Annotated in this window: 23 protein-coding genes; 10 read left to right on the top strand and 13 right to left on the bottom strand. The window is 72.4% G+C overall.

What is annotated here, in order from left to right; translation table 11 throughout:
* Positions 1–7: 7 nt before the first annotated feature.
* The 9 genes from ACH4RC_RS09015 to ACH4RC_RS08975 all read left to right on the top strand — a co-directional run bounded on the left by ACH4RC_RS09015 (position 8) and on the right by ACH4RC_RS08975 (position 10,605).
* Positions 8–967 (top strand): carbohydrate ABC transporter permease, encoded by a 960-nt coding sequence (locus tag ACH4RC_RS09015; RefSeq protein ID WP_398197225.1) that lies wholly within the window; start codon positions 8–10, stop codon positions 965–967.
* Positions 964–1,812, top strand: coding sequence for a carbohydrate ABC transporter permease (locus tag ACH4RC_RS09010; protein WP_398197222.1), 849 nt, complete (start codon positions 964–966; stop codon positions 1,810–1,812). Before ACH4RC_RS09015 ends, ACH4RC_RS09010 begins: the two co-directional genes overlap by 4 nt.
* Positions 1,812–3,128 carry an ABC transporter substrate-binding protein gene (locus ACH4RC_RS09005; RefSeq protein WP_398197219.1) on the top strand — a complete coding sequence of 439 codons (1,317 nt, stop codon included), beginning with the start codon at positions 1,812–1,814 and terminating at the stop codon, positions 3,126–3,128. The genes ACH4RC_RS09010 and ACH4RC_RS09005 overlap by 1 nt, the downstream gene beginning before the upstream one ends.
* Before the next feature lie 74 nt (positions 3,129–3,202).
* Complete coding sequence (locus tag ACH4RC_RS09000; protein WP_398197216.1) at positions 3,203–4,294, top strand: ADP-ribosylglycohydrolase family protein; 1,092 nt, start codon at positions 3,203–3,205, stop codon at positions 4,292–4,294.
* 444 nt (positions 4,295–4,738) lie between these two features.
* Positions 4,739–5,953 carry an ADP-ribosylglycohydrolase family protein gene (locus ACH4RC_RS08995; RefSeq protein WP_398197213.1) on the top strand — a complete coding sequence of 405 codons (1,215 nt, stop codon included), beginning with the start codon at positions 4,739–4,741 and terminating at the stop codon, positions 5,951–5,953.
* On the top strand, positions 5,950–7,134 hold the full coding sequence (locus ACH4RC_RS08990; RefSeq protein WP_398197211.1) for an ADP-ribosylglycohydrolase family protein: 1,185 nt from the start codon (positions 5,950–5,952) through the stop codon (positions 7,132–7,134). The genes ACH4RC_RS08995 and ACH4RC_RS08990 overlap by 4 nt, the downstream gene beginning before the upstream one ends.
* 8 nt (positions 7,135–7,142) lie before the next feature.
* On the top strand, positions 7,143–8,495 hold the full coding sequence (locus tag ACH4RC_RS08985; protein WP_398197209.1) for an ADP-ribosylglycohydrolase family protein: 1,353 nt from the start codon (positions 7,143–7,145) through the stop codon (positions 8,493–8,495).
* The gene (locus ACH4RC_RS08980) at positions 8,492–9,772 is read left to right on the top strand and encodes a CaiB/BaiF CoA transferase family protein (RefSeq protein ID WP_398197207.1); all 1,281 of its coding nucleotides are present in this window, start codon (positions 8,492–8,494) and stop codon (positions 9,770–9,772) included. The genes ACH4RC_RS08985 and ACH4RC_RS08980 overlap by 4 nt, the downstream gene beginning before the upstream one ends.
* Complete coding sequence (locus ACH4RC_RS08975) at positions 9,769–10,605, top strand: HpcH/HpaI aldolase/citrate lyase family protein (RefSeq protein WP_398197204.1); 837 nt, start codon at positions 9,769–9,771, stop codon at positions 10,603–10,605. Before ACH4RC_RS08980 ends, ACH4RC_RS08975 begins: the two co-directional genes overlap by 4 nt.
* A 69-nt stretch (positions 10,606–10,674) precedes the next feature.
* On the opposite strand, the gene lgt is transcribed toward ACH4RC_RS08975, so the two are convergent.
* The 10 genes from lgt to hisI form a co-directional block, all read right to left on the bottom strand.
* Positions 10,675–11,622 (bottom strand): prolipoprotein diacylglyceryl transferase, encoded by a 948-nt coding sequence (lgt, locus tag ACH4RC_RS08970; protein WP_398197201.1) that lies wholly within the window; start codon positions 11,620–11,622, stop codon positions 10,675–10,677.
* 86 nt (positions 11,623–11,708) lie between these two features.
* Complete coding sequence (locus tag ACH4RC_RS08965; protein ID WP_398197199.1) at positions 11,709–12,482, bottom strand: DsbA family protein; 774 nt, start codon at positions 12,480–12,482, stop codon at positions 11,709–11,711.
* A 101-nt stretch (positions 12,483–12,583) separates the two neighbouring features.
* Positions 12,584–13,399, bottom strand: a complete 816-nt coding sequence (gene trpA, locus ACH4RC_RS08960; protein WP_398197198.1) for a tryptophan synthase subunit alpha — start codon at positions 13,397–13,399, stop codon at positions 12,584–12,586.
* Entirely contained in the window at positions 13,396–14,685 is a 1,290-nt protein-coding gene (gene trpB / locus ACH4RC_RS08955) for a tryptophan synthase subunit beta (protein WP_398197195.1), read from the bottom strand. The genes trpA and trpB overlap by 4 nt, the downstream gene beginning before the upstream one ends.
* Positions 14,686–15,016: 331 nt before the next feature.
* Positions 15,017–15,826 (bottom strand): indole-3-glycerol phosphate synthase TrpC, encoded by an 810-nt coding sequence (gene trpC / locus ACH4RC_RS08950; protein WP_398197194.1) that lies wholly within the window; start codon positions 15,824–15,826, stop codon positions 15,017–15,019.
* 130 nt (positions 15,827–15,956) lie between these two features.
* A complete protein-coding gene (locus ACH4RC_RS08945; RefSeq protein ID WP_398197192.1) occupies positions 15,957–16,385 on the bottom strand; it encodes a DUF2752 domain-containing protein in 429 nt (142 codons plus the stop codon).
* Positions 16,386–16,506: 121 nt separating this feature from the next.
* Complete coding sequence (locus ACH4RC_RS08940) at positions 16,507–16,746, bottom strand: HGxxPAAW family protein (RefSeq protein ID WP_398197190.1); 240 nt, start codon at positions 16,744–16,746, stop codon at positions 16,507–16,509.
* A 101-nt stretch (positions 16,747–16,847) separates the two neighbouring features.
* Positions 16,848–17,498 (bottom strand): TIGR02234 family membrane protein, encoded by a 651-nt coding sequence (locus ACH4RC_RS08935; RefSeq protein WP_398197188.1) that lies wholly within the window; start codon positions 17,496–17,498, stop codon positions 16,848–16,850.
* 49 nt (positions 17,499–17,547) lie between these two features.
* Positions 17,548–19,044 carry an anthranilate synthase component I gene (locus ACH4RC_RS08930; protein ID WP_398197186.1) on the bottom strand — a complete coding sequence of 499 codons (1,497 nt, stop codon included), beginning with the start codon at positions 19,042–19,044 and terminating at the stop codon, positions 17,548–17,550.
* Between the two features lie 16 nt (positions 19,045–19,060).
* Positions 19,061–19,435 carry a phosphoribosyl-AMP cyclohydrolase gene (gene hisI / locus ACH4RC_RS08925; protein WP_398197184.1) on the bottom strand — a complete coding sequence of 125 codons (375 nt, stop codon included), beginning with the start codon at positions 19,433–19,435 and terminating at the stop codon, positions 19,061–19,063.
* 82 nt (positions 19,436–19,517) lie between these two features.
* On the opposite strand from hisI, the gene ACH4RC_RS08920 reads away from it, so the two are divergent.
* Positions 19,518–20,153 (top strand): TIGR03085 family metal-binding protein, encoded by a 636-nt coding sequence (locus tag ACH4RC_RS08920; protein ID WP_398197182.1) that lies wholly within the window; start codon positions 19,518–19,520, stop codon positions 20,151–20,153.
* Here ACH4RC_RS08920 and ACH4RC_RS08915 read toward each other — a convergent pair.
* The 3 genes from ACH4RC_RS08915 to ACH4RC_RS08905 form a co-directional block, all read right to left on the bottom strand.
* Entirely contained in the window at positions 20,116–21,390 is a 1,275-nt protein-coding gene (locus tag ACH4RC_RS08915; protein WP_398197179.1) for a PucR family transcriptional regulator, read from the bottom strand. The genes ACH4RC_RS08920 and ACH4RC_RS08915 overlap by 38 nt on opposite strands.
* Before the next feature lie 389 nt (positions 21,391–21,779).
* Positions 21,780–23,741 carry a LuxR C-terminal-related transcriptional regulator gene (locus ACH4RC_RS08910; protein ID WP_398197177.1) on the bottom strand — a complete coding sequence of 654 codons (1,962 nt, stop codon included), beginning with the start codon at positions 23,739–23,741 and terminating at the stop codon, positions 21,780–21,782.
* A 102-nt stretch (positions 23,742–23,843) separates the two neighbouring features.
* Positions 23,844–24,728: an alpha/beta hydrolase family protein gene (locus ACH4RC_RS08905; RefSeq protein WP_398197174.1), complete on the bottom strand. Its 885-nt coding sequence runs from the start codon at positions 24,726–24,728 to the stop codon at positions 23,844–23,846.
* Between the last annotated feature and the right edge of the window lie 119 nt (positions 24,729–24,847).

Raw genomic sequence — 24,847 nt, 5'->3', positions numbered from 1 at the left:
TCGAGCCATGAGTCTCACCGCCTCCCGGGACAGTGCCGTCCCGGGCAGCCGCGGCACACCGCCACCCCGCACCCCCGGCCGGCGCAGAACAGCGCTCGGCCTGGACCAGGGCGCCTGGTTCCTGCTGCTCCCCGCGCTGATCCCGATCCTGATCCTCAGCGTCGGCCCCCTCCTGTACGGCCTGTCGCTGGCGTTCACCGACTCGCAGGCGGGCCGCACGGCCCCCACCCAGTTCGTGGGCCTGGACAACCTCCTGGACCTGCGCCACGACAGCCTGTTCTGGGAGTCGTTCCGCATCGGCCTGGTCTGGGCGGTGTCCGTCACGGCACTGCAGTTCGTCCTGGCCCTGGGCCTGGCCCTGCTCCTGAACCAGAACCTGCGTTTCCGCTGGCTGGCCCGCACGCTCGCACTCGTACCGTGGGCGATGCCGGAGGTGGTGGTCGGCATCATGTGGCGCCTCGTCTACCACTCGGACGCGGGCATCCTGAACAAGACACTCACGCAACTCGGCGTGATCCACGAGAACGTCGACTGGCTCTCGAACCTCTCCTACGCGCTGCCCGCCGTGATCGTCGTAGGCGTATGGGCGGGCATGCCGCAGACCACGGTCGTCCTGCTCGCGGGCCTCCAGAACGTCCCGCACGAACTGCGCGAGGCGGCACAACTGGACGGCGCGGGGCTGTGGCGCCGCTTCACCACGGTCACCTGGCCGGCCCTCAAACCAGTGGTCCTGGCCGTGACGGCACTGAACTTCATCTGGAACTTCAACTCGTTCGGCCTGGTCTACGTGCTGACGCAAGGAGGCCCGGGCGGCCAGACCCGACTCCCGATGCTGTTCGCGTACGAGGAAGCCTTCAAGTACGGCCAGTTCGGCTACGCCGCCGCGATGGGCCTGGTCATGATCGCGGTGATCGCGGTCCTCCTCACCCTGTTCCTGCGCAAGAAGCTGAAGGAGGACGCGGCATGAACGCGAGCCGGGCACTCCCCCGAGCGGCGGGCAGAGCGGGCCAGTACGTGGCGCTCCTCTGCTACCTGGTCTTCCTGGCCTTCCCGCTGCTCTGGCTGCTGTCGACATCGTTCAAATCCGCCCGAGAGCTGGGCTCGATCGACCCGACATGGCTCCCGGTCCACCCGAGCCTGGACAACTACAGGGCGGCGTTCGACGCGCAACCGCTGCTCCACTCGGCGCTGAACAGCCTGATCGTGGCGGTGAGCGCGTCGCTGATCTCGGTGGCGATCGCGGTCCCGGCGGCGTACGTGATGGTCCGCCACAAGACGCGGGTCGGTCAGGCGGGCACGGCGTGGATCCTGGTCAGCCAGATGTTCCCGTTCGTCCTGGTGATCATCCCGCTGTTCCTGGTCCTGAAGAACCTGCACATGATCGACAGCATCCCCGGCCTGATCATCGTGTACGTCGTCTGGAACCTGCCCTTCTCCCTCTGGATGCTGCAGGGCTACGTGAAGTCGGTGCCGACCTCGCTCGAGGAGGCGGCGGCGATGGACGGAGCGGGCCGCCTGCGCACGCTCACCAGCGTGGTCCTCCCTCTCCTCGCCCCCGGCCTGGTGGCGACGCTGATGTTCAGCTTCGTGACGGCCTGGAACGAGTTCTTCTTCGCCCTCGTCCTGCTCAAGTCCCCGGAGAACCAGACGATGTCGGTCATCCTCACCCGCTTCCTGGGCGCCGAGGGCGTCGCGGACCTCGGCCCGTTGGCGGCGGCCTCCGTCCTGGCCACGATCCCCAGCCTGGTCTTCTTCGCGCTGCTCCAGAAGAAATTGGTGGGCGGAATGCTCAGCGGGGCGGTGAAGGGCTGATGAAACGAATCCACAGGACCATGCCGATGGCGGCGACGGCGCTGACGCTCACCCTCCTCGCCGGCTGCGGCGGAGAGGGCGACGGGAATTCGAACGGAAAAGTCACTGTCGAATTCCTGAGCCTGGCCTGGCAGAAGGAATCGGTGGACGCGAACAAAAAATTGGTCAAACAGTGGAACGACACCCATGCCGACGTGAAAATCAAATACGTACAAGGCAGTTGGGACAACATCCACGACCAGCTCCTCACCTCCTTCGAGGGCGGTGAGGCACCGGACATCTTCCACGACGACGCCTCGGACCTGACGGACTTCGCGAACGGTGGCTACCTGGCCGACCTGTCGCCCTACCTCCCGCAATCCCTGCGCAAGGACATCCCGAAAGCCTCCTGGGAGACGACCACCTACGACGGCGGCAAGACCTACGGCGTCCCGTTCCTCCAGGAACCCCGCGTACTGATCGCGAACACGAAGCTGTTGAAGAAGTCCGGAGTCCGCATCCCCACGGCCGGGCATCCGTGGAGCTGGTCGGAGTTCGAATCGGTGACGAAGAAACTGACGCACCCGAAGACCGGGAACGCGCCGGCCACGTACGGAGTGGCCTGGTCGATGAAGGAACCGGTGAGCCAGTCCGTCAACCTCTCCTTGTCCACCGACGGCAAGATCTTCTACAAGGACGAGGACGGCAAGAACGAGATCCGTTACGACGCGAAGGACTCGGCCGTAGCGCAGCTCATCAACCGCCAGGTCAACGAGGACCACACCGCGCCCAGATCGGGCCTGGGCATGTCGGGCTCGGACACGCTGCCCGGATTCTTCGCGGGCCGCTACGCGATGCTGCCGCTCAACTTCTCCTACCGCCAGCAGGTCCGGCAACAAGCCCCGGAGAACTTCGACTGGACGGTGCTTCCCATGCCGTCGGGCGCGGGCGGCCTGGCCCAGGGCACGGCCCCGCAGACCCTCTCCGTCTCGGCCGACAGCAAGCACAAGAAGGAGGCGGCCGCCTTCGTCGCGTACCTCACCCAGGCGCAGCACCAGGTCCAACTGGCCCGAGGCGACTGGCTGTTGCCGACGAGCAGCGAGGCCCTCGAGGCGCCGTCCCTGACGACGGAGAAGAACGGCTGGAGGACGGGGGCCGAGATCGCGACGGCGCTGCGCCCGTCCCCGGTCCTCGGGGTGCGCGGCTACGCCGAATGGAAGGACAAGATCGCCACTCCGGCCTACCAGGAGTACTACAACGGCGCGTTCGGGATCGACGAGCTCCGCGAGCGCCTGTCATCGGACGGCAACCACATCCTCGACCGCTACCAACGCTGAACCGAGCACGACGACGCACCACCAGGCACCACCGAGCACAACCGCGCACGACCCCAGAAAAGAGCACGAGCACCATGAGCGTCAGCGTCGACCCGGACAAACCCGCGGACGACAGCGCGAGCCGCAGACTCGAGCCGGTCCCCCCGCCGCCACCACCGCCCGGCGTGATCGCACCACGGGACCGGGCCAGGGGCGCGCTCCTCGGCCTCGCCATCGGCGACGCGCTCGGCGCGCCCGCCGAGAACATGAAGCCGTCCCAGATCCGTGAACGCTGGGGCCGCATCGAGGACTTCGTCGCCGACAACCCGGCCGGGACGGACGACACCGAGTACGCGATCTTCTCCGGGCTGCTCCTCGCCGAGCACGGCTCCGCGCTGACCCTCGCGGATGTCGAGGCGGCGTGGCACACGTGGATCGCGGACCGGGACGAGGGCCCGTTCAAGGGCGCGGGGTTCAGCGAACGCGGCACGCTGGAGAACCTGCGCCGCGGCTTGGCGGCCCCCATCTCGGCACAGCACCGGCACGCGTGGAGCGACGGGTTGGCGATGCGGGCGGCGCCCTTCGGGGTGTACGCGGCGGGCCGCCCCGCCGAGGCGGCCCGCCTGGTGTCGATCGACGGCACGGTGTCGCACGACGGCGAGGGCATCCACGGGGGCCGGGCGGTGGCGGCGGGCGTGGCCGCGGCGATGGTCACCCACAACCCGGACGCGGTGGTCCAGGCGGCGCTCTCCGTGGTGCCGGACGACTCCTGGACGGCGCGCTCCCTGCACCGGGCGGTGCAAGCGGCGCGGCGGGCTCGCCGGGACCCGGACGGTACGCAGCTGTCCATGGAGCGGGCGGTACGCAAGGCCGTCGTCATCGGCGGCTATCCCTGGACGGATCTCGCACCCGAGGCGGTCGGTCTGGCGTTCGGGGCGTTCGCGGTGGCCCGCGGCGACTTCCGGGAATCCGTCCTCACGGCGGTGAACATGGGCCGGGACGCGGACACGACTGCGGCGGTGGCGGGCGCCCTGGCGGGTGCGTTGCGCGGGGAGACCTCGATCCCGGCGCCCTGGGTGGCGGCGATCGGTCCCGTCCGAGGCAGCTGCCTCCCCTCCATGGCGGGCCGCCACGTCCTGGACGTGGCGGAAGCGTTGGCTCCGCCGAGTGAGGGGGCAGCGGCGTGAAGTTCCCCGCCGGGGCGGTACATAGGAGCGCCGGGTCCATGTACGGGCCTGTCCGCCGGGGCGCCGCCCTGCGGGCCCCCCGGACGGAGCCTGAGGAAGGCAGATCGCCCAAGGCAAAGCAAGAGGGGACGGGACGCACCCTCGTCCCACCGGAATGGCCCACCGGAATGGCCCACCGGGGTGCACACGCGTGTCGGCCGGAGGGGACGTGTCGGGGTGCCCCCGCAGGACTCCGCCGGAACTCGGCCCAGGACGACTCGCCCATGGCGGACCGAGGGGGACGAGGCCCATCCGGCCGAGGAGGCACCCCGGCACGGCCCCGCCCACCACACGACCGACCGCGCGCTACAGCGCCCAGGCAGGTACCCCGCGACACGGCCGACGGCGCACGACAGCACCCCCACCCCCACCCCCACCCCCACCCGCACCACCGAGAGGCTCCCCATGAGCAGCACCGTCAGAGGCGGCGCCGGCGCCCCGGCCGACATCGCCGCCCGCATCGAAGGCCTGCTCCTGGGGATCGCCGCCGGCGACGCGGCCGGCTGGCCGTCGGGACGGCACCGCGCGGCACGGCTCCCCGACTGGACCCGCCGCCTCACCCGCGAACTCGACACCTTCGCCGAGCAGAACGCCACCACCACCCTCCCCGTCCCGATCGCCCTGAACCAGCCCCCCGAACCCCTCCGCCTGGGCCCCTCCGACGACGCGGAATGGGCCGCGTTCACCGCGACCGCCGTCCTCGACGCGTACGCCGACGGCCTGGGCGACCTCCCCGCTGACCACCGCGTCCGCTCCGCACTGGCCCTCGCCTGGAACACCCTGGCCGACGAGATCGCCGCGGCAGCGGCCCGCGCCGACGAGATCGAGTCGGCGGAGATACCGCTCCGGGCCCGCATCTCCGTACGGGCAGGTCTCGGCAACCTGGCCGCGGGCCTGCGCCCTCCCGCGACGGGCCACGACAACCCCCACTACTTCGACGACGCGGCCTGCGTACGTGCGGCGGTCCTCGCGACGGTCCACCCGTCGGACCCGCACAGCGCGGCGGACCTGGCCGAGTTCGACGCCCGCTACACCCAGGACGGCGACGGTGTGCACGGCGCGCGAGCGGTGGCGGCAGCCGTGGCGACGGCCCTCGGCGGCGCCCCCGTGGAGACCTGCGTGGACGCGGCGCTGGCCCAGCTCCCCGAGGGCACGGAGATCCACCGCAACGCACACCGCGCCGTGGAGCTCGGCAGGGCGACCGCGGCCGCCCGCCCGGGCCTGCCGGGCAACGCGTTCGCACTCGTCCCGGTACTCGAGCACGAGATCGTCGACCACGTCTACAGCTACGGGATCGCGGCCGCGGAGACGGTCCCCGTGGCGCTGGCGGTGGCGACGGCGGCGGCGGGCGCGGTCACCGAGGCGGTGCCGACGACCGCGTGCCTGTCCCGGGTGGCGGACTCGGCCCCCGCGCTGGCCGGTGCGCTGACCGGCGCGATCGGCGGCGCGGACGCGCTCCCGAGGAGCTGGCGGGAGGCGTGCCGGACGCTGGCGGGCTGCGCGCTGCCCCGCTTGGCGGGCACGGACCTGACGGAGCTGGCGGCACGCCTGGCGGCAACTCACACAACGACGCGCGACACCCCCTCCCCCAGTCCCACCCCGGAAGGAACCCAGAAATGACCCCGACGTCCACCCCCACCAACCCTTCCCTCCCTTCCCTCCCTTCCCTGGCGGACCGCACCACAGGCGCCCTGGTGGGCGCGGCGGTGGGCGACGCGCTCGGCGGCCCGGTCGAGGGCTGGACGCCGGAGGCGATCGCGGAGCGGCACGGCGGCAGGGTGCGCGGCATCGTGGAGCCGTTCTACAAGGACGAGTGGAGGACGGCCCGCCCGATCGCCCCGTACCACAAGGGCGACGGCCACGTAACGGACGACACGCTCATGACCCACGCGCTGATCCGCGTCTACGAGAAGGTCCGCGACCACCTGGACGCGTACGCCGTGGCGGACCACCTCGTCCCGGATCTGATCACGACACCGCGCTGGATCCCGGAGCTGGAGGCGGAGGCGCTCCCCCTCCAGCGCATCTTCCTGGCGGAGAAGTGGATCGTGGCGCGGATCCACTACGGCCACGTGGACCCGCGGGAGGCAGGTGTGGGCAACATCGTGAACTGCGGCGCGGCGATGTACATGGCGCCGGTGGGCGCGGTGAACGCGGGCAACCCGCTGAAGGCGTACGAGGAGGCGCTGGACGTGGCGGGCGCGCACCAGAGCTCCTACGGCAGGGAGGCGGCGGCCGTGTTCGCGGCGGCGGTGGCGGCGGCGTACAAGCCGGACGCGACGCCCCACACGGTGGTGGAGGACGCGCTGTCCCTGGCGAAGGACGGCACGAGGTCGGCAATAGAAGCGGTCTGCGAAACAGCGACCCGCTTCACCGACTTCGAGGAGGCCCTGGCCCCTCTCCGGGAGGCGGTCACCCCCTTCGACACGGTCGGCCCCGACTACCGCAAGCCGTCGCTCGGCGCCCGCCGCCCCTCCCGCCTGCACGCGATCGAGGAACTCCCGATCGCGCTCGGGATGCTGCTTGTCGGAGCGGGCGACTTCCGGCAGACGGTGCTCGGTTCGGTCAACTACGGCAGGGACTGCGACTCGATCGCGACGATGAGCGGCGCGATCGTGGGGGCGCTGTACGGGGAGGGCGCGGTGCCGAAGGAGTGGAGCGCGGAGGTGGCGCGGGCCAGCAAGCTGGACCTGCACGCCCCGGCGGCGGCCCTCACCCGGGTCACCCGCGAGGTCCACATCCGGGACCTGGAGCGGCGCCGCGCCCACGAGTCGGCGTTCGCGGCGATCGCGGGGCTGTGAGGACGGCGATGCTACGTCTGACCTGGGTACAGCCCGAGGATCTGCTGGGCCACGAACTGCGCCGGGCGGCACAGGACGGCAGGGACGCGTCGGAGATCGAACAGCGCTGGCTGAAGGCGGGCGGCCACCTGGCGCCGGACCGGGCGGGCGCGTCACAGGCGACCGGCGACCCGGCGCTGCGCGACCTGGCCGGGGCTTTGCTGGACGAACTTGCCTCGCTGCCGTCCCCCCTGGCATCCGCCGAACCCACCGGCCTCGCGGCGATCAAGGCGGCCTGCCCGGACTGGCCGGCCCTCCCCCTTTCATCCACCTCGTACGACGCGCTGCACGCGGCATGGCTGGGCCGAGCAGTGGGCTGCCTTCTGGGCAAACCAGTCGAAAAGCTCCCACTGCATGGCATCCGGGCGCTGGCGAGATCCACCGGCAACTGGCCTCTGACCACCTACTTCACAGAGATCGGCCTCGACCCGGAAACGGCGGCCGCCCACCCCTGGAACCGCCGTTCGGCCCCCACGTCCCTGGCCGAGAACATCGACGGCATGCCCGAGGACGACGACCTCAACTACCCGTTGCTCGGCCTGCTCCTGCTCCAGCGCCACGGCCCGGACTTCACCACCACCGACGTGGCGAAACTGTGGCTGGACGAGCTCCCGGCGGGCCGCACGTTCACCGCGGAGCGGGTGGCGTACCGCAACCTCCTGGACGGCATCGAACCGCCCGCGACCGCCACGTACCGCAACCCCTTCCGCGAGTGGATCGGCGCCCAGATCAGAGCGGACGTCTTCGGCTGGACGAACCCGGGCGACCCGGCGCGAGCGGCCGAACAGGCGCACCGTGACGCGGTACTGACGCACACGGCGAACGGCGTCTACGGCGCGATGTTCACGGCGGCGGTGATCGCGTCGGCGGCCACGGGCACGACGACCGTCCACGAAGCGCTCCGCACGGGCCTGACGGTCATCCCCCCGGCGAGCCGCTACGCGCGGGCGATCGCTCTCGGCATCCGACTGGCCGACGAGCACCAGCACTTCGACGAGGTCGTGGACGCCCTGCACGCCACGTACGCCCCCACCCACCACTGGGTCCACGTCCTCCCCAACGCGGCCCTGCTCGCCGCGGCCCTCACCCACGCCGACGGCGACTTCGAGGGCTCGATCTGCCGTGCGGTGTCGGGCGGCTGGGACACGGACTCCAACGGCGCGACGGCGGGCTCGATCGCGGGCCTGCTGGCAGGCGTCCCCGCGGCGCTCGGCGAGCGATGGACAGCGCCGCTGAAGAACCGCTTGGCGACCACGGTCGCCGCTTTCGACGGCATCGGCTTCGACGAACTGGCCAGGCTGACGCAGGAGGCCACACCATGACTGAGAACACCCCCCGACCACGCGAACCGCACGAAGCCCACGAAGCCCACGAAGCCCACGAAGCCCACGAAGCCCACGATCCACGAAACAACGAGGGCCCGTTGAAGGGCCTACGCGTCCTGGACCTGGCCACCCTCTTCGCCGGCCCCCTCTGCGCCACGATGCTCGGCGACTTCGGCGCCGAGGTCGTCAAGATCGAGCACCCGCGCAAGCCGGACCCGTCCCGCGGCCACGGCCCGTCGAAGGACGGCGTGGGCCTGTGGTGGAAACACCTGGGCCGCAACAAGAGGAACCTCACCCTCGACCTCTCCCTCCCCGAAGGCCGCGAGGTCCTCCTCGGACTGGCGGCGGAATCGGACGTCGTCATCGAGAACTTCCGCCCCGGCACGCTGGAGAAGTGGAATGTGGGCTGGGACGAGCTGAGCGCCGCCAACCCGGGCCTGGTCCTGGCCCGCGTGACGGGCTTCGGCCAGTTCGGCCCGTACGCCCGCCGCCCGGGGTTCGGCACGCTCGCGGAGGCGATGAGCGGCTTCGCGGCGATCACGGGCCAGCCGGACGGCCCGCCGACGCTCCCCCCGTTCGGCCTGGCCGACTCGATCGCGGCGCTGGCGACGTCGTACGCGGTGATGGCGGCGCTGCGCGCCCGGGACGCGACGGGCCGCGGCCAGGTCGTCGACATGGCGATCATCGAGCCGATGCTGGCGATCCTCGGCCCGCAGGCCACCTGGTACGACCAGCTCGGCTACGTCCAGCCGCGCACCGGCAACCGCTCGACGAACAACGCGCCCCGCAACACCTACCGCACGAGCGACGACAAGTGGGTCGCGGTGTCGACCTCGGCGCAGTCGATCGCGGAGCGGGTGATGCGCCTGGTGGGGCGCCCGGAGTTCATCGAGGAGGACTGGTTCGCGACGGGCTCGGGCCGGGCCGGGCACGCGGACGAGCTGGACGCGGCGGTCGGCGGCTGGATCGCGGCGCACACCCGGGACGAGGTGGTGGCGGCGTTCGAGGAGGCGCAGGCGGCGATCGCCCCGGTCTACGACATCCGCGACGTCCTCCAGGACGAGCAGTACCAGGCCCTGCGCACGATCACGGAACTACCCGACCCGGACCTCGGCACGGTCAAGATGCAGAACGTGCTCTTCCGCCTCTCCGAGACGCCGGGCGCGATCCGCTGGACGGGCCGCCCGCACGGCGCGGACACGGACGAGCTCCTCGCCGGCCTCGGCCTGTCGGAGGCGGAGATCGCGTCCCTGAGGGAGGCTGGTGCGGTATGAGCTGTCCGTACCTGACGTGGCTGTACGTCCCCGGCGACCGCCCCGACGTGGTCGCTAAGGCGCTGCGCTCCCGCGCCGACGTGATCCTCGTCGACCTGGAGGACGCCGTCGCCCCCGACCGCAAGGCGTACGCGCTCGACGCGACGGCGGAGCTGCTCACGGGCCGCCCCCCGCTGCCGGTGCACGTCCGCGTGAACGCCCTGGACGGCCCACTGGCGGAGCGGGAGGTACGCCGCCTCGCCCCGCTCCCCGGCCTGGGCGCCCTGCGCCTGCCGAAGGTGCACGACCGGGAGACCTTGACCAAGGTCGCGAACTGGGCCGACGCGGCCGCCCCACCCCTCTACGCCCTCCTCGAATCCGCGCTCGGCGTCGAGCACGCCTACGACATCGCCTCGCACCCGGCCGTGCACGGCGTCGCGCTCGGCGAGGCGGACCTCCGCGCCGACCTCGGTGTCGCGGACGCGCGGGGTCTCGCCTGGGTGCGCGGCCGCGCCGTGGTCGCCGCCCGCGCGGCGCATCTGCCGCCGCCGCCGCAGTCGGTGTACCCGGACGTCCGTGACGCGGAGGGCCTGGCCCGTTCCTGCGCGGAGGGCCGTGCGCTCGGCTTCTTCGGCCGTACGGCGATCCACCCGCGCCAGCTCCCGGTGATCGAGGAGGCGTTCCGCCCGACGTCGGCGGAGGTGGCGGCGGCCCAGGAGATCGTCCAGGCCGCGTCGACCGACGCGGGGGCGCTGGCGCTGCCGGACGGACGGTTCGTGGACGCGGCGGTGGTGGCGGGCGCGGAACGGGTCCTGTCGCTCGCGGAACGCGCCCGGAGCCGCTCCGGCGTCTGAGGGGGGCCGACAAGAGAGGGCGCCGGACCGACCGGCCCGGCGCCCTCATCCACGTACGACCGACAGCCCTCAGGTCTTCTCGGCGTCAGCGGTGTCCTTCTTCCCCAGGTCCTTCTCCCCCAGGTCCTTCTCCGCGGCCGGGTCCTCGGCGTCGGCGTCCTCTTCAGCCGCCTCGGCCTCGGCCTTCTCAGGCGCCCCAGGCCTCTCCGGCTCGACGATCTCCTCGCGCCCCGGCCGCGTCCTGGCCGAAACCACGAGGTAAACGACGGCGAGCAGGAAGACGAGAAGTGCCGTCCAGTTGTTGAGACGCAGCCCGAGGATGTGATGGGCGTCGTCCACGCGCATGTACTCGATCCAGAAGCGCCCGACACAGTACGACGCGACGTAGAGCGCGAACGCCCGCCCGTGCCCGAGCTTGAACCTGCGGTCGGCCCAGATGACTAGGACAGCGACGCCGATGCACCACAGGGACTCGTACAGGAACGTCGGGTGGTAGGTGTCGGGCACCCGCCCGTCCGTGTTCGAGGTGATCTTGAGAGCCCACGGAAGATCGGTCTTGCGGCCGTACAGCTCCTGGTTGAACCAGTTGCCCCAACGGCCGATGGCCTGGGCGAGGGCAATGCCGGGAGCGAGGGCGTCGGCCCAGGCGGGGAGCGGGATGCCACGGCGGCGGCAGCCGATCCAGGCGCCGACCGCGCCGAGCGCGATGGCGCCCCAGATACCGAGGCCGCCTTCCCAGATCTTGAAGGCGTCGACCCAGTCGCGGCCGTCGCTGAAGTACAGCTCGTAGTCCGTGATCACGTGGTAGAGGCGCCCGCCGACCAGGCCGAACGGCACTGCCCAGACCGCGATGTCGGCGACCGTGCCGGGCTGCCCGCCGCGGGCGACCCAGCGCTTGTTGCCGAGCCAGACGGCCACGAAGACGCCGATGATGATGCAGAACGCGTAGCCGCGCAGCGGGATGGGCCCGAGGTGGACCACGCCCTGCGACGGACTGGGGATGTAGGCAAGTTCCATGGCAGGGTCGACGCTACCGTGCCGGGCCGGGGACACGTCCGCCAGCCCGGCTACGTCTCCATAACAAGCACCTGGGGAGCGAGCGGCTACTCGGCGGCGTCCTGAACCGTCTTCTTCAGCTTGGCCGGGGTCATGGACTGGTCGTCCATGAGGTTCTTGCCGTTGAGCAGCACCGTCGGGGTGCCCTTGTGCCCCGCGTCCTGGAACGCCTTGTAGGACTTCTTGATCCAGCCGTCGTGCCTGCCGTCGTTCACACAGGACTTGAAGGAGTCCGTGACCAGGCCGTCGACCTTTCCGGCCAGGTCGATCAGCTTGCCGTTGTCCGAGAAGGTGTCGTCGGTCTCCTTCGGCTGGTTCTCGAAGAGCACGTCGTGGTACGCGGTGAACTTGCCCGCGTCCTGCGCGCACGCCGCCGCGTTCCCCGCGCGCAGGGAGCCGCTGCCGCCCATGTTCGAATCGATGAGCGCGACCGTGTGGTACTCGGCCTTCAGCTGTCCGGCGTCGGTCAGCTCATTGATGGTGGAACGGAATCCGTCCTCGAAGGACTTGCAGGCGGGGCAGCGGAAGTCCTCCCACACCGTGAGCGTCGACTTGGCGCTGTCCTTGCCGACCGGGACCGCCAGGCTGTTCTTGCCCGCGGCGCCCTTGGGTGCCGCGACCGAGCCGGACGACTCCCCGGAACTGTCGTCGCCGGAATTGGCGGCCACGACGCCGATCACGGCGGCCAGGCCGAGCACGCAGACCACGGCCGCGGACACGATCAATGTGCGGCGCCGCTTCTCGGCGACTCGTCGCTTCTCGCGCTCCTCGGCCAGCCGGTCCCGGGCCGCGCGCTTTCCCTCACGGTTCTTCTCGCTCACACCTGCGCCAACGAACCGGGGAGGCACGAGCGTGCCTCCCCGGCCCACTTCCACCCATACGGGTGACATCACCCATATAGCGACCAAGGTGATGAAGGCGACTAAGCGTTGCCCCTGACGCCCGCCGCGAGTTCACCGGCGAGCTCCCGGACCGCCTTGAGGCCCGACGCCTCGTCCTCGGCGTCGAGCAGCCGCTTCACGAACGCGGAGCCGACGATGACGCCGTCGGCGAAGGAGGCGACCTCCTTGGCCTGCTTGGCGTCGGAGACGCCGAGGCCGACGCAGACCGGCAGGTCCGTGGTGGCCTTGGTGCGGCGTACGAGGTCCTGGGCCTGGTTGCCGACGGACTCGCGGGTGCCGGTGACGCCCATGAGCGAAGCGGCGTAGACGAAGCCGGAACCGGCGGCGGTGATGGTGGCGAGCCGCTCGTCCTTGCTGCTGGGCGCGACGACGAAGACGGTCGCGAGACCGTGCTTCTCCGCGTGCTCGCGCCAGGTCGCCGACTCCTGCACGGGCAGGTCGGGCAGGATGCAGCCGGCGCCGCCCGCCTCGGCGAGCTCGGCGGTGAACCGCTCGATGCCGTAGCGGTCGATGGGGTTCCAGTACGTCATGACGAGGACGGGCTTGCCGGTGGCCGCGTGGGTCTCGCGGACCGTGCGCATGACGTCCTTGATCTTGAGGCCGCCCCGCAGCGCGATGTCGTCGGCGGTCTGGATGACCGGCCCGTCGAGCACCGGGTCGGAGTGGGGCAGGCCCACCTCGACCACGTCGGCGCCGCCGTCGAAGGCGGCCTTGATGGCCTCGATGCCGCCGTCGACCGTCGGGAACCCGGCGGGCAGGTAGGCGATGAGGGCGGCGCGGCCCTCGGCCCTGGCGCCGGCCAGGGTGTCGTTCAACAGCTGGATGTTCCCGCTCACTTGGCGTCCCCCTCGATCTCGGCGGTGTCGGCGGCGTCGGCCGCGACTTCGGCGTCGGCACCCTCGTCGTAGAGGCCGAAGTAACGGGCGGCGGTGTCCATGTCCTTGTCACCGCGACCGGACAGGTTGACGACGATCAGCCCGTCCGGGCCCAGCTCCTTGCCGACCTCCAGGGCCCCGGCGAGCGCGTGCGCGGACTCGATGGCCGGGATGATGCCCTCGGTGCGCGAAAGCAGGCGCAGGGCCCGCATCGCGGCGTCGTCGGTGACGGCGCGGTACTCGCCGCGTCCGCTGTCCTTGAGGTAGGCGTGCTCGGGGCCGATGCCCGGGTAGTCCAGGCCGGCCGAGATCGAGTACGGCTCGGTGATCTGGCCCTCCTCGTCCTGGAGGACGTAGGAGCGGGAGCCGTGCAGGATGCCGGGGGCGCCCGCGGTCAGGGTCGCCGCGTGCTCGCCCGTCTCGACGCCGTGGCCCGCGGGTTCGCAGCCGACGAGGCGGACGTCCGCGTCCGGGATGAAGGCGTGGAAGAGGCCGATGGCGTTCGAGCCGCCGCCGACGCAGGCGATGGCGGCATCCGGCAGCCGTCCGGCGCGCTCCAGGATCTGCCGCCTGGCCTCGACGCCGATGACGCGGTGGAAGTCGCGGACCATGGCGGGGAACGGGTGCGGTCCCGCCACGGTCCCGAAGAGGTAGTGCGTGCGGTCGACGTTGGCGACCCAGTCGCGGAACGCCTCGTTGATGGCGTCCTTCAGCGTGCGGCTGCCGGACTTCACGGCGATGACCTCGGCGCCGAGCATGCGCATACGGGCCACGTTCAGCGCCTGGCGCTGGGTGTCGATCTCGCCCATGTAGATGGTGCATTCGAGGCCGAACAGGGCGCAGGCGGTGGCCGTGGCGACGCCGTGCTGGCCCGCGCCGGTCTCGGCGATGACGCGGGTCTTGCCCATGCGCTTGGTCAGCAGGGCCTGACCGAGCACGTTGTTGATCTTGTGGGAGCCGGTGTGGTTCAGGTCCTCGCGCTTGAGGAAGATCCTGGCTCCGCCGGCGTGCCCGGCGAACCGGGGCACCTCGGTGAGGCTGCTCGGGCGGCCGGTGTAGTTGACCATGAGGTCGTCGAGCTCGCGGGCGAACTCGGGGTCGTTCTTGGCCTTGTCGTACTCGACGGCGACCTCGTCCACGGCGGCGACGAGCGCCTCCGGGATGAACTTGCCGCCGAACGCGCCGAAGTAGCCTTCGGCGCTGGGGACCTGACCGTCCGGGTCGGGGTGGAAGTACTCGCTGGGCATGCCTCAACCTCGCATGGCGTGATGGGGTGATCATGGGATGCGATCGACCCCGCCAGGGGCGCGGGGAACTGCGCGAGCAACCCCCCGCCGGGGGGAGGACGGCTACGCGCCGTTGATGGCAGACGATTCGTCCGACTGTCGCGACGTCGTGGCTCGTCGCGCCGTTCCCCGCGCCCCTAGCGGGGCGCTGGCCATCGCATCCCGTTCACTTGGCCCGGCTCGTCGCCGATGACATAGCGCACCCGGCGACCATGCACGCGCCGCGCAGGCGCCCGGCAGCCGCGGGGGCGGCAGCCGGGGGCGAGGCGGGCGGCGATGGGCATCGTGCGGGTCAGCCCCGTCCGTGGCGGAGGGCCGGGTGCGCGCCCGCGGCGACGAGGTCGGAGACGGCGGAGCGCGGGTCGCGGCCGGTCACCAGGGACTCGCCGACGAGAACGGCGTCCGCGCCCGCGTTGGCGTACGCGATGAGGTCGTGCGGGCCGCGCACGCCGGACTCGGCCACCTTGACGATGTGGTCCGGGATGTCCGGGGCGACGCGCTCGAAGGTGCCGCGGTCCACGGACAGGTCCTTGAGGTTGCGGGTGTTGATGCCGATGACCTTGGCCCCGGCGTCGACGGCCCGCTCCACCTCGTCCTCGTCGTGCGCCTCGACGAGCGGCGTGAGGCCGATGGACTCGGCGCGCTCGATGAGGGATTCCAGGGCCGGCTGGTCCAGGGCGGCGACGATCAGCAGGGCGAGGTCGGCGCCGTACGCGCGGGCCTCCCACAGCTGGTACGAGGTGACGATGAAGTCCTTGCGCAGGACCGGGATGTCCACCTTGGCGCGGACGGCCTCCAGGTCGGCGAGGGAGCCGCCGAAGCGCCGCTGCTCCGTGAGGACGGAGATGACGGCGGCGCCGCCCGCCTCGTAGTCGGCGGCGAGGGCCGCCGGGTCGGCGATCGCGGCGAGCGCGCCCTTGGACGGGCTGGACCGCTTGACCTCGCAGATGACCTTGACGCCGTCGCCGCGCAGCGCCGCGACCCCGTCCTTGGCGGCGGGTGCCTTGGCCGCGCGCTCCTTGAGCTCGTCGAGGCCGACCCGCGCCTGCCGTTCCGCGAGGTCGGCACGGACACCGTCGATGATCTCGTCGAGCACACTCACGCGGGCGGACTTCCTTTCCTGCAATTCGGTTCTTTGAGCAACCGACCGGTCACTGTGATGGTATCCGCAGGAGCGCCGAGGCTCCGCATCCGGTTGACCGCACTCTCACTACCTGGACAAATGTCGGTGATCAAGGGCGTAGGAAGCCACCGGGGGGCAGGTTCCGGACAACGGTGAAGACGGTGACGACGGCGCCGAGCGTCCACAGGTGCACGCGGGAGAGGGCGAGGCCGACGGGCCGTCCGCGAGCCGCGCGTGTCACCCATACGGCCCACACCACGACGAACAGCGCGTAGCCGACGACGGCGAGGGCGTTGGCGGCGAGGGCGCCGCCCAGGTCGCCGTGGACGAGCGCGTGGGCGCTGCGCAGGCCACCGCAGCCGGGGCAGAGGACACCGGTGGCGGCCAGGAGCGGGCAGGCGGGGTAGTGGCCCGCCTCGCTGGGGTCGACGGCGCCGACGTAGGCGAAGGCCGCCGCGACACCGGCGAGGATGCCAAGCGGGACCGCGGTGCGGCGCAGCGGGCCGAAGCGGGCGGTGCGGGTCGTCTGCACGGTCACCCGGAGATTGTCCTACGGGACCGCGCGCTCCGCCCCCCGGCGACACACGAAAGGGGCGGGCGGCGATCGTGTCGCCGCCCGCCCCTTTTCCGCGGCGGAGGTGCCGGATGTGTCCGGCGTGTCAGCCCTGCGAACCCACGGCGTGGCCCGCGACATCCAGCTCGGCGCGCTTGGGCTTGCCGAGGCCCACCATGCTCATGATGCCGCCGACGACCGCGGCGAGGAGCAGCAGTGCCATGCCGACCCAGAAACCCACCACGTTGGCCATCACCATGAAGGTGCCGGCGACGATGAACCCGATGAAGGCGATGATGACACCGGTCCAGGCGGCCGGGGTGTGTCCGTGGCTCTTGTCCGCCATGGCTTGCTCCTCGTTGCTTATGGCCTCTGCGTACGCAGGGCGTACGGCTCTGCTCTCCGGTTCCATTCTCCCGCACGCGCGCGTGCGGGACTAACCCGGGGTCAGGCAGTGCCCGTCGGGTCCTCGCCGCGGTCCAGGGCCTTCCAGAGGTCCTCGGGGCGGTCCGGGTCGAGGGCCTTCTGCCTACGGGGGCGAGGGGTGCCGTCGCGTTCGTAGCGGCCGCCCATCGAGGGCCAGGCGGCGCCGTAGACGACGGCGAGGATCCCGGCGATGAGGAGGAGGGCGCCGCCGCCGGCGGCGACGTAGGGCCAGGCGGTGTGGGAGAGGGCGTCGATGCCGGTCGTCGCGCCGCCGGAGGCCTGGGCGGCCTTCTCGTCGAGGGCGGCGCTGTCGTCGGCGCCGAGGACCGCGGCGGCCACGGCGCCCGCGCCGCTCAGCGCGAGCAGGGCGGCGACCAGGACGCGGCCCGCCTTGCGCACCGCGAAGACGGCGACCAGGGCGGCGAGGCCCACTATGGCGAGGGCCGCGGGGACGCCGGTGACGTCGCTGCCCTTGGCGGTCAGCGGCAGCTTCCCGCCGGCGACGGCGGCGACGCCGGAGCACCACTCCTGCCGGGACGCGAGCAGCGCGACCGCGGCGCCCGCGGCACCGAAGAGCAGGGCGATGCCGAGGCTGCGGCGGCCGTTCTTGCTCGGCCCGGCGGTCTCGGCGGCTTCGGTTCGGGGGTGCGGTACAGCAGTCACGTACTCCACTATCGCCTGTCCGCACACCTGTGTGTGTACCGGGAGCGGGAGGCGTGGGTCACTTCACACCGGTTCCCACGGTGCCCATGCGGTTGGCGGTGTGGACGGCGCGGAGCACGGCGGCGGCCTTGTTGCGGCACTCGGTGTCCTCGGCGACGGGGTCGGAGTCGGCGACGACACCCGCCCCGGCCTGCACGTACGCGGTGCCGTCGCGAAGGAGGGCGGTACGGATGGCGATGGCGGTGTCGGAGTCCCCGGCGAAGTCGAGATAGCCGACGCAGCCGCCGTACAGACCGCGCCGGGAGGGTTCGAGTTCGTCGATGATCTGCATCGCGCGCGGCTTGGGGGCGCCGGAGAGGGTCCCGGCCGGGAAGCAGGCGGTGAGCACGTCGAAGGCGGTGCGGTCGGCGGTGACCTGGCCCGTCACCGTCGAGACGATGTGCATGACGTGCGAGTACCGCTCGATGGACATGAAGTCGACGACCTCGACGGAGCCGGGTTCGCAGACCCGCCCGAGGTCGTTGCGGCCGAGGTCGACGAGCATGAGGTGCTCGGCGCGCTCCTTGGGGTCGGCGAGCAGCTCGTCGGCGAGCGCCTGGTCGCCCTGCGGAGTGGCGCCGCGCGGCCGGGTCCCGGCGATGGGATGGAGAAGAGCACGTCCGTCCTCGACCTTGACGAGGGCCTCGGGCGATGAGCCGACGACATCGAACCCGTCGAACCGGAAGAGATACATGTACGGGGACGGATTGGTGGCGCGGAGCACACGGTAGACATCGAGCGCGCTGGCGGTGCACGGCGTCTCGAACCGCTGCGAGGGCACGACCTGGAACGCCTCACCGGCCCGGATGCGCTCCTTGATGTCCTCGACGGCCTCCTGGTACTGCTCGCCGCCCCACAGCGCGGTGAAGTCGGGCAGTTCGGAGGGCGGGAGCGCGGCGGGGGCGGTGTGCGCCGGCTTGCCGAGATCGGCCTCCATGGCATCGAGACGGGCCACGGCATCGGCGTAGGCCTCGTCCACACCCGTTTCGAGGTCGTTGTGGTTGATGGCGTTGGCGATGAGCAGGACAGAACCGTCCCAGTGGTCGAGGACCGCGAGATCGCTGGTGAGCAGCATGGTCAGTTCAGGGAGTCGCAGGTCGTCCCGCTCGCCGGGGCCGATCTTCTCCAGGCGGCGCACGATGTCGTAGCCGAGGTAGCCGACCATGCCGCCGGTGAACGGCGGGAGCCCTTCGTAGCGCGGGGTGTGCAGGGCCTCGATGGTGGCGCGCAGGGCGGCGAGGGGGTCGCCGTCGACGGGGACGCCGACCGGCGGAGTGCCCAGCCAGTGGGCCTGCCCGTCCCGGGAAGTGAGCGTGGCGGCGGAGCGGACTCCGACGAAGGAGTACCGGGACCAGGAGCGCCCGTTCTCCGCGGACTCCAGGAGGAACGTGCCGGGCCGCTCTGCGGCGAGCTTGCGGTAGAGACCGACGGGCGTGTCGCCGTCCGCGAGGAGCTTGCGGCTGACGGGAATCACTCGGCGGTCGGTCGCGAGCTTGCGAAAGGTCTCGAGATCCATGGGAGGAGCTTAGGTCTTACGCGGCAGGGGAGATCACTGGCAGCTGATCGGCGTCGAAGCAGGTACGGGCGCCGGTGTGGCAGGCGGCCCCCACCTGGTCGACCTGGACGAGCACCGTGTCGGCGTCGCAGTCGAGGGCCACGGATTTCACGTGCTGGAAGTGGCCGGAGGTGTCGCCCTTGACCCAGTACTCGCGGCGGCTGCGCGACCAGTAGGTGCAGCGGCCCGTGGTGAGGGTGCGGTGCAGCGCCTCGTCGTCCATCCAGCCGAGCATCAGGACCTCGCCGGTGTCGTACTGCTGGGCGATGGCGGGAACCAGGCCGTCGGCGCTGCGCTTGAGGCGGGCGGCGATGGCGGGGTCGAGACTGCTGGACCGGGACGTGTCGCTCATAGGGCCATTGTGCCGCGCTGTGACGGGACTCCCCCGGGGCGTCCACTGTCCGGACGGTGCGGGCGGTCGTAGGGTTGCGTCCATGTCGACCCATGCCAAGCGTGAACGACTTCTCCTCGCCGATCTGTTGGAGGCCGCGGGCCCTGAGGCCCCCACCCTGTGCGAGGGCTGGACCGCCCGCGACCTGGCGGCGCACGTAGTGGTGCGCGAGCGCCGGCCCGACGCGGCCGGCGGCACCCTGGTCAAGCAGCTCGCCCCCCGCTTGGAGCGGGTGCAGAACGAGTTCGCGGAGAAGCCGTACGAGGAACTGATCCAGCTGATCCGGACGGGACCGCCGCGGTTCTCGCCGTTCGCCCTCAAGCAGCTCGACGAGGCGGCGAACGTGGTCGAGTTCTACGTCCATGCCGAGGACGTGCGGCGCGCTCAGCACGACTGGTCGCCGCGCGAGCTCGACCCGGTCTTCTCCGAGGTGCTCTGGTCCCGCCTGGAACGAATGGCCCGGGTGATGGGCCGCAAGGCACCGGTCGGCCTGGTCCTGCGCCGCCCGGACGGCCAGACGGCGGTGGCGCACCGGGGCGCGCCGGTGGTGACGGTGACCGGCGAACCGTCGGAGCTGCTGATGTACGCGTTCGGCCGCCAGGACGCGGCGAACGTGGAACTGGACGGCGACAAGACGGCGATCACCCAGCTGAGCGAGACGAAGGCGCTGGGCCTGTAGCGACGGACCCGTCCGCCCGCAGCCGATGGGCGTGCAGGGCGAGCGCCAGCTCCACGAGGTCGGTCGGACGGGTGAGGCTGCGCCCGGTGAGCTGTTCGCAGCGGCGCAGCCGGTTGAGAACCGTGTTGCGGTGACAGTAGAGGCGGGTGGCCGCGCGCTGGGCCGACCCGTCGCAGTCCAGCCATGCGGTGAGGGTGTCGAGCAGCAGGGCGCCGTCCACGGGGGGCAGGGCGCGCAACGGGCCGAGCACCTGGTCGACGAGGAGCGTGCCGAGCGCGGGGGCCCCGGCCACGAGCGCGGCGGGCAGTTCGTCGTCGAGGAGTACGGTGCCGCCGCCCGCGGGGCAGATCCGCAGGGCGGTCTCGGCGAGGCGCCGGGCGACGCCGACACCGGCGAGCCCTTCGACGGCGGAGCTGATGCCGATGCGGACGCCTGCGCCGGGGGCGGTCGACCCGCGCCAGCGGGCGGCGAGTTCCCGTACGTCGTGGGGGCCGAGGGCGACGATGCCGCGCTCGGCGTCGGGGCTCGGGTGCCAGACGGTGCGGGTGCCGTCGGCGAGGGGCGCGACGGGCTGGCCGCCGGCGACGAGCACGACGGCGTAGCGGCCTTGCTCGGGCAGGCCGAGGGCGGCGGCGGCCTCGGGCAGGTCGGCGATGCGGGTGGCGCCGTCGAGCAGGGCGGCGGCCGTGAGGCGGCGACGGTTCTCGCGGCGCCAGGTCAGTTCGTGCTCGGCGCGGTGGTAGGCGTCGGTGACGCAGGCGCAGTGCTCGTCGACGAAGCCGCGTACGTCGGCGGCGAGGTGGACGAGGAGGTGCGCGTCGCGCGGGTGGTGCCGGGTGACCTCGTCGACGAGGGCCTGCCAGACCAGGGCGCCGCCGAGCCGGAAGGCGTGCACCAGGGCGTCGAGGGGGAGGCCGCGGGCGGCGCGTTCGGCGCCGATCCGGGCGGTGCAGGCGCGGGCCGCTTCGCGGGAGCGGGCGGGGTCGAGCAGAGAGGCGACGCTGTGCCGCAGGGAGCGCTGCACCTCGCGGCGTACGTCGCCGGGGTCGGTGTCGATCGCGGTGCGGTAGGCGGGCACCCTGGCGTACAGCTCGGCCGTCAGCCGGTCGGTGAGTACGGGGATCTGGCCCATGAGGGGCAGCGCGGCGCGGCGCAGTACGGCGATCGGGTCGGTGCCGGCGGTTGTGGCTCCGCCGGTCCGGGGGTGGGGGCGGGGGCGTACGAGGTGCGCGGGCATCACGGTCCTCCTCGGATCAGCTCACCAGGACGTGCCGGAGCGGTCCTGGCCCCGAAGAATGACATACCGTCTGGTCGGTCTCCAGCCCCCTGGGGATAACGACATGGTGAAACGGCCGACGGGGTCGCTGCGCGGGCCGAGTCGCGTCCGGCGACAGGACGGGGCACCGGGGCGCACCCGCGTTGCTACCGGAGGGGACGTGCCGGGGTGCCCCCGCAGGACTCCGCGGGAATTCAGGGCCGGGCGACCCGCCTATGGCGGACCGAGGGGGATGAGACCGATCCGGCCGAGGAGGCACCCCGGCACGGCCCCGCCCCACCGCACGACAGAGCGCGCCCTACAGCACCCTCGTGGGCACGGCCCCGCCCCACCGCACGACGGAGCGCGCCCTACAGCGCCCTCGTGGCCTCCGCCCGGTCCACCAGGCGGGCCAGTTCCACGCGGGAGCGGACGCCCAGCTGGGCGAAGACGTTGCGGAGGTGGTGGTCGACCGTTCGGGGGCTGACGGACAGGCGGGAGGCGACCTCGCGGTTGGTGGCGCCGTCTGCGACGCAGTGGGCTATGCGGAGTTGCTGCGGGGTCAGCTCCGACAGCCTGCCCGGGGCCTCCGGGTGGGACGGGGCGTCCCCAGTCGCCCGCAACTCCGCCGCGGTACGGACCGCCCAGACCGACGCACCGCACCGCTCGAAGGCGACCAGCGCATCGCGGAGCAGCACGCGCGCGCGAGCGGGCCGACGCGCGCGACGCAGCCATTCACCGTGCAGTTCGGCGGTACGGGCCCGCTCGAAGTCCCCGCCCGCCCGCTCGTGCCGGGCCAGCGCCTCGGTGAAGCGGGCGTCCGCGCGGACCGGGTCGCCGGCGGACAGCAGGGCTTGGCAGCGGGCCAACAGGGCCCCGGCCTGCGGGTCGTAGCCACGGTCGGCCCAGACGTTGAACTCTGCGACGGCCGCCCGCGCCGCCCCCAGGTCACCCGCGGAAACCGCCGCCTCCACGAAACAGGGCACGGCAAGCATCCGCACCGCGAAGTGCCCCTGGCGCGGCCCCGGACGGACGAGCGGCCCGAGCCGGGCCGCCGCCTCCGCCGCCCGCCCCCGGGCCAGATCGGCGCGGGCGAGTGCCCACTGGGCGAGCGTGGCGGCTTGGACGAGACCGTGCCGGGCGGCGATGTCCTGCGCGGCCGCCGCGTGCCGGGCGACGGTGTCGGCGTCGCTGTCGAGGGAGGCGACGAGGGCGAGGATGGCGTGCTGATGGGCGAGGACGTTGCGCTGCCCGGCGGCGCGAGCGGCCCGCAGACCTTCCTCGGCGTGCGTACGGGCCCGGGCATGGCGCCCGGCGCGCAGCTCGCCGTACGCGAGCAGCTCGAGGGCGCGCGGCAGCTCGGGCCGCGCGTCGAGGGCGCGGGCGGCGGCCAGGGCCCGGCTGCCGAGGCGGCAGGCGGCCTCGACGTCCCCGGCGACGAGCGCGGCGGCCCCGGCCCGCAGCAACGCGTCGGGGGCCCCGGCGCCGGCCGCGTCGGCGACGACCCGGCGCAGGGTGACCCGCCCGGCCGCGTACCGGTCGTCGAGCGCGGCGGCCATCCCGAGCCCGAAGGCGCGGGCGGTGGCGGCGCCGGACAGCTGCCCGGCGACGGCCTCCTGGTACGCGAGGGCGTCCCCCAGGGCCCAGGCGGCCTCCGCGGCGGCGAGCCGGGCGTCGAGGGCGCGCTCGCCGGGGCAGAGCCGGGCGGCGAGGAGGAGCGAGGCGCGGGCGTCGGCCATGGGCCCGTCCCGCAGGGCGAGCAGCCCCCGTACGAGGGCGGCGGCGCCCCGCACCGCATCGGTCGGGGTCAACTCGTCGATGCGGCCCAGGAGTTCGCGGGCCCGGTGCGGCCGACCGGCGAGCCGGGCCTGGTCGGCGGCGGCGACGAACCGCCCCGCACGCACCTCCGGATCGGCGGCGAGCCCCGCCGCGTGAGCCAGAGCGGTGGCCCGCTCCCCGTGCGAGGGGCCGGGCAACCGCGCGGCGGCGGCGAGTTCGGTGCCGAGCGCGCTGTCCGGGTAGGGCGCGGCGAGCGCCCGGTGCAGGAGACCTGCCGGCCGAAGCCGCTCCCCCAGGGCGGCTTCGGCCAGCAGGCGATGGGCGGCCCTGCGCCGGGCGGGGTGCGCCGCCTCGTACACGGCGCGTCGGCCGGGGAGCCGCAGCCGTCCGTCGGGGCTGCGTTCGAGGCCCGCGCGTTCGGCGGCGTCGAGGGCGGAGGGGCCGAGACCGGCGCGCGCGGCGGCCCGCAGCACGAGCCCGCCGTCCACCCACGGCCCGTCCGGGTCGCTCGCGTAGGCGGCGGCCGTCAGCAACAGGACATGTCTCGCGGTCACTTACGTCACCGTACGAGCGATGCGCCGCGCCCGCAGCGCCGGTTGGGAGCGGACCCAACCGGCGCCGGGGGACACTGTGCTCACGCACAGGGCGTCATACCGTCACGAGGTGTGCGGGCAGTTGCCCCGGTACTCCGCGATGGTCAGGCTCGCCGACGGCAGCGGGCAGAGGAACTGCTCGTAGCGGGTGTCGTTGTCGATGAACCGCTTCAGCCACGAGATGCTGTACTTCGCGATCGTGGTGTTGGAGCTGTTCGGGGTGAAGTGCGTGGCGCCGCGCAGCTCCAGGTAGGCCTTGTCGAGGGAGCTCGGCAGGTTCCGGTAGAACGGCTCGGAGTGGGTGGCGACCGGCGCGATGGTGTCGCCGTCCGCGCCCACGACGAGCGTCGGCGTCCTCACCTCGGGCCAGGTCGTGTCCGTGTTCCAGCCGGTGAGCGGGATCGCCGCCTGCAGCGAGGTCCTGCTCTTGGCGGCTTCGAGGGTGCCACCGCCGCCCATCGAGTGCCCCATGACCCCGAGCCTGCTGCTGTCGATCCGGCCGCGCACCGAACTCTGCTGCGTCAGGTAGTCGAGTGCGGAGAGGAGTTGACGGCCCCGGCTGTCGGGCTGGTCGAGGGTCGTGTTCGTGTCGATGGTGAAGACGACGAACCCCTGCGAGGCGAGGCGCGGGCCCAGCCAGGAGATCGACGACTGGTAGGCGGTGAAGCCCGGGGAGACGGCGATCGCCCCGAAGGTGCCGTCCGCCGTCGACGACGGGTAGTAGATCGTTCCCCCGCCGAAGCCGGAGACGCTCAGCGACGACACGCTGGTCTGCGACACGGAGTACGGGCCGCGCAGTGCTTCGATGCTCGACGTGGTGGGGGCGGGGCCGCGCTCGTAGGGGTTGTCGGCGGTGGGGGCGGCCTGGGCTGTCACGGCCTGCGATGTGGCCAGGCCGCCTATGGCCAGCAGGGTGGCGAGGCCTGTTCTGATCAGACGGGTTCGCATCTTCAGCACGATGCGGGTCCTCTCGGGGGGGAGGGTGGCGCCCGTCCCGGGGTGCCACCGTGGTCTCTGACGACGTCCACGGTGGGGGGTGACCGGTTGGTTGTGCATCGGCGAAATCA

The organism is Streptomyces sp. NPDC016845, assembly GCF_044332585.1.
Taxonomy (GTDB): domain Bacteria; phylum Actinomycetota; class Actinomycetes; order Streptomycetales; family Streptomycetaceae; genus Streptomyces.
Note: the sequence above shows the minus strand (reverse complement) of the source record. Positions and strands in the feature narration are given on the sequence as shown.

Excerpts from the sequence above, each read along its gene's own strand:
- ACH4RC_RS09015 (WP_398197225.1), top strand. The coding sequence starts at position 8 with ATGAGTCTCACCGCCTCCCGGGACAGTGCCGTCCCGGGCAGCCGCGGC.
- ACH4RC_RS09010 (WP_398197222.1), top strand. The coding sequence starts at position 964 with ATGAACGCGAGCCGGGCACTCCCCCGAGCGGCGGGCAGAGCGGGCCAG.
- ACH4RC_RS09005 (WP_398197219.1), top strand. The coding sequence starts at position 1,812 with ATGAAACGAATCCACAGGACCATGCCGATGGCGGCGACGGCGCTGACG.
- ACH4RC_RS09000 (WP_398197216.1), top strand. The coding sequence starts at position 3,203 with ATGAGCGTCAGCGTCGACCCGGACAAACCCGCGGACGACAGCGCGAGC.
- ACH4RC_RS08995 (WP_398197213.1), top strand. The coding sequence starts at position 4,739 with ATGAGCAGCACCGTCAGAGGCGGCGCCGGCGCCCCGGCCGACATCGCC.
- ACH4RC_RS08990 (WP_398197211.1), top strand. The coding sequence starts at position 5,950 with ATGACCCCGACGTCCACCCCCACCAACCCTTCCCTCCCTTCCCTCCCT.
- ACH4RC_RS08985 (WP_398197209.1), top strand. The coding sequence starts at position 7,143 with ATGCTACGTCTGACCTGGGTACAGCCCGAGGATCTGCTGGGCCACGAA.
- ACH4RC_RS08980 (WP_398197207.1), top strand. The coding sequence starts at position 8,492 with ATGACTGAGAACACCCCCCGACCACGCGAACCGCACGAAGCCCACGAA.
- ACH4RC_RS08975 (WP_398197204.1), top strand. The coding sequence starts at position 9,769 with ATGAGCTGTCCGTACCTGACGTGGCTGTACGTCCCCGGCGACCGCCCC.
- lgt (WP_398197201.1), bottom strand. The coding sequence starts at position 11,622 with ATGGAACTTGCCTACATCCCCAGTCCGTCGCAGGGCGTGGTCCACCTC.
- trpB (WP_398197195.1), bottom strand. The coding sequence starts at position 14,685 with ATGCCCAGCGAGTACTTCCACCCCGACCCGGACGGTCAGGTCCCCAGC.
- ACH4RC_RS08940 (WP_398197190.1), bottom strand. The coding sequence starts at position 16,746 with ATGGCGGACAAGAGCCACGGACACACCCCGGCCGCCTGGACCGGTGTC.
- ACH4RC_RS08930 (WP_398197186.1), bottom strand. The coding sequence starts at position 19,044 with ATGGATCTCGAGACCTTTCGCAAGCTCGCGACCGACCGCCGAGTGATT.
- hisI (WP_398197184.1), bottom strand. The coding sequence starts at position 19,435 with ATGAGCGACACGTCCCGGTCCAGCAGTCTCGACCCCGCCATCGCCGCC.
- ACH4RC_RS08920 (WP_398197182.1), top strand. The coding sequence starts at position 19,518 with ATGTCGACCCATGCCAAGCGTGAACGACTTCTCCTCGCCGATCTGTTG.
- ACH4RC_RS08915 (WP_398197179.1), bottom strand. The coding sequence starts at position 21,390 with ATGCCCGCGCACCTCGTACGCCCCCGCCCCCACCCCCGGACCGGCGGA.
- ACH4RC_RS08905 (WP_398197174.1), bottom strand. The coding sequence starts at position 24,728 with ATGCGAACCCGTCTGATCAGAACAGGCCTCGCCACCCTGCTGGCCATA.